This window comes from Synechococcus sp. PCC 6717 (genome assembly GCF_022698185.1).
Classification (GTDB): Bacteria; Cyanobacteriota; Cyanobacteriia; order Thermosynechococcales; family Thermosynechococcaceae; genus Thermosynechococcus; species Thermosynechococcus lividus.
Genome location: NZ_JAKLTV010000051.1, coordinates 1 through 6584 on the forward strand (window position 1 = coordinate 1; position 6584 = coordinate 6584).

Sequence of the window (6584 nt, forward strand, 5' to 3'; positions counted from 1 at the left end):
CCATCCGCACCGCTCAGTTTGTCAGAAACAAATGTGTGCGGTACTGGATGGACAACAAGAGCGTAAACAAAGCTGTTCTCTATGCCCACTGCAAAGACTTAGCTAAAGAGTTTGCAGTGGGCATAGAGAACAGCTTTGTTTACGCTCTTGTTGTCCATCCAGTACCGCACACATTTGTTTCTGACAAACTGAGCGGTGCGGATGGCTTCATCCAGAGCCTGATACTGCTCTGCTGTGCCGTTTAGTAGCTTGGCTTCTCTGACTAACATAATGATATTTTATTACAAAAAAACGCCGTAAAGCCCCTGCCTTCAGGCATGGGGATATAAGGCGCATGTTGTGTTATCAAAAATTTTGGGTCTAAAAACTTGTCTTTTAGAGTGGTTTTAGATTAAACTAAAACCAGAGGTAAGGGTAATCAACCTCTCTAAAAACCCAATAGCCTAACGGCTAGAAAACAACCTAAGTTTTTTTGGTTGGTTTAACAGTACCTTTGGGCAAAAGGGAACTGCCCCGCAAGGGGGAACGCTTGGGGAGATAAGCACCGCTGTCGTAGCAGGGCAACCTGATGCGATAAGTGCTGTCGCAGAACCAAGAACAAGAATCCCCTGCCTTTAGGCATGGGGATATAAGGCGCATGTTGTGTTATCGAAAATTTTAGGCCTAAAAACTCGTCTTTTAGAGTGGTTTTAGTTTAAACTAAAACCAGAGGTAAGGGTAATCAACCTCTCTAAAAACCCAATAGCCTAACGGCTAGAAAACAACCTAAGTTTTTTTGGTTGGTTTAACAGTACCTTTGGGCAAAAGGGAACTGCCCCGCAAGGGGGAACGCTTGGGGAGATAAGCACCGCTGTCGTAGCAGGACAACCTGATGCGATAGGTGCTGTCGCAGAACCAAGAACAAGAATCCCCTGCCTTTAGGCATGGGGAGTATGTCAACGTGGCAGTGCTAATCTACAGACAATTATTGCCGTATATTGCACAAGCCATTATAGATGGCGAAATACTAATCTCCAATAGTTTCGGTTGATCACCGGAACGGAGCACAGCGTTACCCTTGCTACAGGTGGGGCGTAAGTATGCGCGTAAATATGCAAAGGTAGGGAGACTGCTTGAAACTGCACTGTTACAGTAGGCATGGCACAAACACAATTGGGTATTGTTGTTCAAGGCTCGTTGAGTCAAGGCTTAGAGGTTCGCCTCAGTGGCGATGTGGCTGTTGAAGAACTGCGGGTAGGGCAATTTCTGGTTGTGCAAGGCCGCCGCAATCGTTTTTTTTGCCTCCTTACGGATGTGGTTCTCGACACGGCTAATCCGCGTATCTTGCTAAATCCACCGGCGTTGGACGATACGTTTTTGCAAGAGGTGTTGGCGGGGACGGGTACCTTTGCCACGCTGAGTCTGGCGCCGATGCTGATGATTGGCGAGGCGGGCAGTGATTTACTTCCGGTGAAAACCATTCCCGGTCATTTTAGCCCGGTTTATGAAGCGAGTGATCAGGACTTTCGTGCAGTCTTTGGCTGGGAGGGGGATCCACAGCGGCGCAATTTTGCCATTGGTTATCCCCTTGAGATGCAGGTGCCCATTTGCTTGGATTTGGATCGCTTTGTCGAGCGCAGTAATGGCGTTTTTGGTAAGTCGGGTACCGGAAAATCCTTTTTGACTCGCCTGCTCCTGTCGGGCATTATCCGCAAGCAGGCGGCGGTAAACCTCATTTTTGATATGCACTCGGAGTATGGCTGGGAAGCAACCCGCGAAGGCAAGCACTTTAGTACTGTCAAGGGTCTGCGGCAACTATTTCCTCACTGTGTCAAAATTTATACTTTAGACCCAGAGTCCACCCAGCGGCGGGGGGKGCGAGATGCCCAAGAGCTTTATATTGGTTTTGACCAAATTGAAGTCGAGGACCTTGCCCTTGTCCAAGCGGAGCTGAATCTGTCGGAAGCAAGTCTTGAAAATGCGATCATCCTGCGCAATGAATTTGGCAGAAGCTGGATTAGCCGTCTGCTGGGGATGACAAACCAAGAGATTCAAGAGTTTTGTGAAACCAAGATGGGCAGCAAAGCCTCGATTATGGCCTTGCAGCGTAAGCTCACGCGGCTGGAGCAACTGAAGTACCTACGCAATAGTTGTGCAAAGAACTATATTGGTCAAATTCTTGATACCCTTGCTGCTGGGCAGCATGTGGTTATTGAGTTTGGCTCTCAAGCCAATATGCTCTCCTATATGTTGGCGACGAATATTATTGCGCGGCGAATTCACCATGCCTATGTGCAACAGTCCGAGGTCTTTTTGCAAACGAAAAACCCCAGCGATCGCCCCCATCAATTGGTGATTACCATTGAAGAAGCCCATCGCTTTTTAGACCCTGCCACAGTAAAGCAAACCATTTTTGGCACCATTGCCCGCGAAATGCGCAAGTACTTTGTCACCTTGCTCGTGGTGGATCAGCGCCCCTCTGGCATTGACAGTGAGATTATGTCCCAGATTGGCACCCGCATTACTGCTCTGCTTAACGATGAAAAGGATATTGAAGCTATTTTTACGGGGGTGGCAGGTTCTCAGCAATTGCGCTCTGTTTTAGCTAAACTCGACTCAAAGCAGCAGGCACTGGTGTTGGGTCATGCCGTGCCCATGCCAGTGGTGATCCAAACCCGTAGTTATGATGAAACCTTTTATGAAGAGATGGCGGATATTCCTTGGCCAGAGTTACCCACACCGTTATTGTTAGAGGCGGCTCAAGCTGCTAAAGCTGACTTAGGTCTTTAATTGACTCTTGGGGAGGTTGAGCACACTGTACCTAGTGGCTCAGCGTCGAGAGAAACGGTTACGGTAAGATACAAAAAGTATGAGATGGCAGCAGTGGTGCATACCTCCTCTAGGTGCGGTAGTCGCTGGTTCAGTGGCGATCGCCTTTGTGCGGCAACCCATGCCGATTGTAGCGGTGAGTTCTGCTGGTGCGTTGGTCGGCAGTTGGCTGAGCGATCGCCGACGAACTCACGCCTCCGATTCAGCTATGCATACCTTTGAGATGGCCTTAGCCGCTGTTGAGCGCAAACTAGCTGATGTAGAAACTAAACTGGATCGTCTGCCTGCCTCTAGTGCAACCCGTCGCACAGCAATCTTTTATGATATTGAAAACCTGATTAAGGGCTACAACATTAGAACTTCTGATGTTGCCAAAATTTCCCTGAAGTCTATCCAAGAGCGCATTACTGAAGTCTATCCCATTGAGCGGGTACTGTTGCAGCGAGCCTATGCCAACTGGAGCGATACCCGCTTAGGCCCCCTACGACGGGAAATGCACCAACTGGGAATTGAGCCCGTACAAGTCTTTGGATTTTCTTACGAAAATCGTAAAAATGCCGCTGATATTCAGTTGGCCATTGATGTGACCGATGCAATCTTCCAAGATCCGCAGCTAGACACCTTTGTGATTGTCTCTGGCGACGGCGGGTTTKGTTCCCTTGCTAAAAAACTGCGGCAGTACGGCAAAACCGTGATTGGCTGTGCCTACGAAGATGCGGCGGGCAAAAGCTTCCAAGCGATTTGTGATGTCTTTGTTCACATTCCAGACCCTACCCTAGCACGGCAGTCCGAACCGCCGTTGGCTGCACCTCCTGCGATTGCTAGTCCCCCTGTTCTCAAGGCGCTGCCTGCGGATCCAGATAATCAACGGCTTTGTCAGGCTCTCAGGGGCAGCGCTACCTGTCAAGCAGAAGGGGCGATCGCCAAAACCCGTGAAGTGCTTGAGTGGTACCGTCGCGATCCTCACTGTGCTGCTATGCTGCGGCAAGAGGGGCTAGCAATCAGTAAAGTTCAAGAAGCGGTGCAGGCGCTGCTACCCCAGTTTCATATCCTGCAACTGGGGATGGTTAAATTTTCGGAGTATCTGCGTTACGTTTGCAAAAATACGGTGTTTTGTGTGTTTCATCTCCAGGGCAGCCCTAACCAACTGAAGCTAGGATTGCGCGAGTCTTTGCCCCCAGGGGCGATCGCCGTAGCCAACTTTGAGAAACGTCCGCTCCATAGCTTGGCCACCTATCGGGCACTATTGGCACAACAACGATGTACCTTAGCCCTCCCCGCTACCTTTGCCGAGGTCTTGCCATGGTTGCTTCAGCACCGTGATGTGGCGGCTCAGTTACCAGAGCTTGCTGCCCTATTCCTCAAAACTACATCAACACAGCTAACACCAAGCCACGTTGAAACGGCCTTAGTTAATTGTCAAGAGGCGGGKATTCTGGTGCCGGCGCCAGAAGGGGGCGATCGCTACTTTGTAGCTGCATCGATTACCGATGAAGCTCAGTGCCAAGCGTCCTTACGACAGTGGATTGGTCAACTGCTTCAGCCTCATCTGCACCCCTTGCAAGAGCACCCAAAGCCAGAACTATTAGAGGAACTCTTGCCGTTTAAGTCCCCGAAGCCGCCATCAGTGTCTAGCCAAGGTGAGAGCTAGATGAGTCAGCCCCTCCCCCCGTGGTTGACTTGGTTAGAGACCTGCGACAGTACGAATACGTGGGCATTGCGCCATGCCAATAGTCTCTATCACGGCCAAGTTATTTATACCCGCAATCAAACCCACGGTCGCGGCCAGTATGGACGACAGTGGCGCTCAGGAGGTTTTACTGCCTCCTTTGTGGTGACCGCCTCCCCAGCGATCGTTGCCCCCAGCTTGGTGGCGGGGTTAGCAGTCGTGCAGGCGGTTGAATCTGTGGTGCCCTCGTTGCGGCAGCAGCTACAACTCAAGTGGCCTAACGATGTTATGGCCCAGGGGAAAAAATTAGCGGGTCTTCTGTGTGAGCACCATCAAGGATGGCTAGTGGTCGGGGTTGGTCTTAACCTCAGCAAAGATGAGCTGCCGCAAGCCATTAGTTTGCAAACCCTAGTGGCCGAAGCAACCGCACTACCGACGGAACTAGACTTGTTAATGGCCATTCGCGAGGAACTGTTATGGTGTTGGGAGAGTTCCATCGACTGGTTGAGCGCCGTGAGTCAGCGGGACTTTTTGCGGGGTCGCGCCATTAAAGTTACAGAGGTCACACAACAACAGAAGATAGCCCCCGCTCTGTGGCAAGGAGAAGGCGCTGGCATCAATACCAAGGGTCATCTACAGTTGCGGTTGGCCGGTGGTGAGGTCGTTACGGTTGCCAGTGGTCATATAATTTACGAGTAATTTACGAGGCGTTGTGGCATGATTAGGAAAACGGTCAGAGCTACCTAGTCTTGGTATTAAGCTTTAACCTTGTAGCTCTCGGGCTTCGCGATCGGAATCATGCAGTTGAGCGCAGCACATTTGACGACATGACGCGAGTTGAGGGAGAAAACACGCGATTTCGACACTATCTTGCTTGGTTGCATCGGAAGACATTGTGCTAGTCCAAGTCCCTAGACATGCTGAAGCACCCAATTCGATTGCTACGTCAGTCCCTCAAATTCCGTGATGTGCCCATCTTACAGGAAATCATATTCCTATTCAGCAACGCCGCAAAGGCTATATAGGAGGTGCTTCACTGGGGTCTGTTAACACTGCTGCTTCAGCCGGAGTTGACGCATCGGGTTGCTCCGCCTGCCAGCAATCGAGAATGTCCTTAAGAACAATTTCACTAAACCATATCTGGCCAACAATGACTAAGGGCAAGGCCAAAAGTAAGCCTAGAAAACCAAAGAAAATGGCAAAGACAATTTGTGAGACTAGGGTCACAGCAGGGAGTAAATCCACCTGTTTTGCCATGACGAGGGGCACAAGAAGGTACTGTTCTAGTTGCTGAATGACAATGTAGGCCGCCAGTACAGCAGCGGCTCGCCATGGCTCGTCAATAAAGGCGATGATCATTGGTGGAATCACACTTAAGGCTGGGCCAATATTAGGGATTGCCTCAAGCAGTCCGGCTAAGAAGGCGTTCGCTAAGACTAAGCGCACCCCTAGCAGGGCTAGTACTAGACCACTAACTACGCCAATCACAAGCATATTTAGGCCTGTTCCTGCTAGCCATGCCAGCAATGCCTGCTCGCTTTGGGTGAGAATTGCATTAATGCGAGAGCGGTAAAACGCGGGAAAGAGGCGTACAAAGCCGTTGCGATAGGGCTGGGGATTGATCACCAGCATCACCGTTAGCACAAGAACCAAAAGGGTATTCAACAACACCGCTAAGGTATTGGAAAAAAGGGCAAAGAAGTTATTAAAAATGCGGTCTAGAAACGGCTCCAGTTGAGTGACAAGGCGGTTTAACAAGGGAGTATCATCCAACCCCGTATTCGGTAGCATATGATTCATGTCGTCGAGCCATTGCTCTACCCGTCCCAAGCCCTTGGGAATGAGCACGCCTAACTGCTGTGCTTCTTGGAGAAAGGGGGGAATGATAATTAGAAAGAAGCCAGCAATGAGGAAAAAACTGAGGCTAATACTGATGGCGATCGCCCGACCTCTGCGGAACCCTAAGCGTTGCAAATGCAGTTGGAACCAGTTGAGGGCAGTTGCTAGTACCACCGCCAAAAAAACCAATCMHHGDWACAACTTGCGCTGCCACCCGAGTGGGGCTGGCATCTCCGGGCGTGAGTGCCGAGAGCATCACAAAGAGAGC

General features: G+C 50.4%; 5 protein-coding genes and 1 pseudogene. 5 read left to right on the forward strand and 1 reads right to left on the reverse strand.

Translation table 11 applies throughout. From position 1 onward, the window contains the following. The 5 genes and pseudogenes from L5470_RS12760 to L5470_RS12780 all read left to right on the forward strand — a co-directional run. On the forward strand, positions 1-245 hold a 245-nt coding region (locus L5470_RS12760), incomplete at its 5' end, for a hypothetical protein (protein WP_499500191.1). 892 nt (positions 246-1137) lie between these two features. Then, entirely contained in the window at positions 1138-2769 is a 1632-nt protein-coding gene (locus tag L5470_RS12765) for a helicase HerA domain-containing protein (RefSeq protein ID WP_499500192.1), read from the forward strand. Positions 2770-2848: 79 nt separating this feature from the next. Then, entirely contained in the window at positions 2849-4459 is a 1611-nt protein-coding gene (locus L5470_RS12770) for an NYN domain-containing protein (protein WP_499500193.1), read from the forward strand. Further along, positions 4460-5176, forward strand: coding sequence for a biotin--[acetyl-CoA-carboxylase] ligase (locus L5470_RS12775; RefSeq protein ID WP_499500194.1), 717 nt, complete (start codon positions 4460-4462; stop codon positions 5174-5176). A gap of 128 nt (positions 5177-5304) precedes the next feature. Continuing rightward, positions 5305-5502: pseudogene (locus tag L5470_RS12780) on the forward strand (hypothetical protein); the annotation flags it as partial. On the opposite strand, the gene L5470_RS12785 reads toward L5470_RS12780, so the two are convergent. Then, entirely contained in the window at positions 5495-6496 is a 1002-nt protein-coding gene (locus L5470_RS12785) for an AI-2E family transporter (protein WP_499500195.1), read from the reverse strand. The pseudogene L5470_RS12780 and the gene L5470_RS12785 sit on opposite strands and share 8 nt — an antisense overlap. Between the last annotated feature and the right edge of the window lie 88 nt (positions 6497-6584).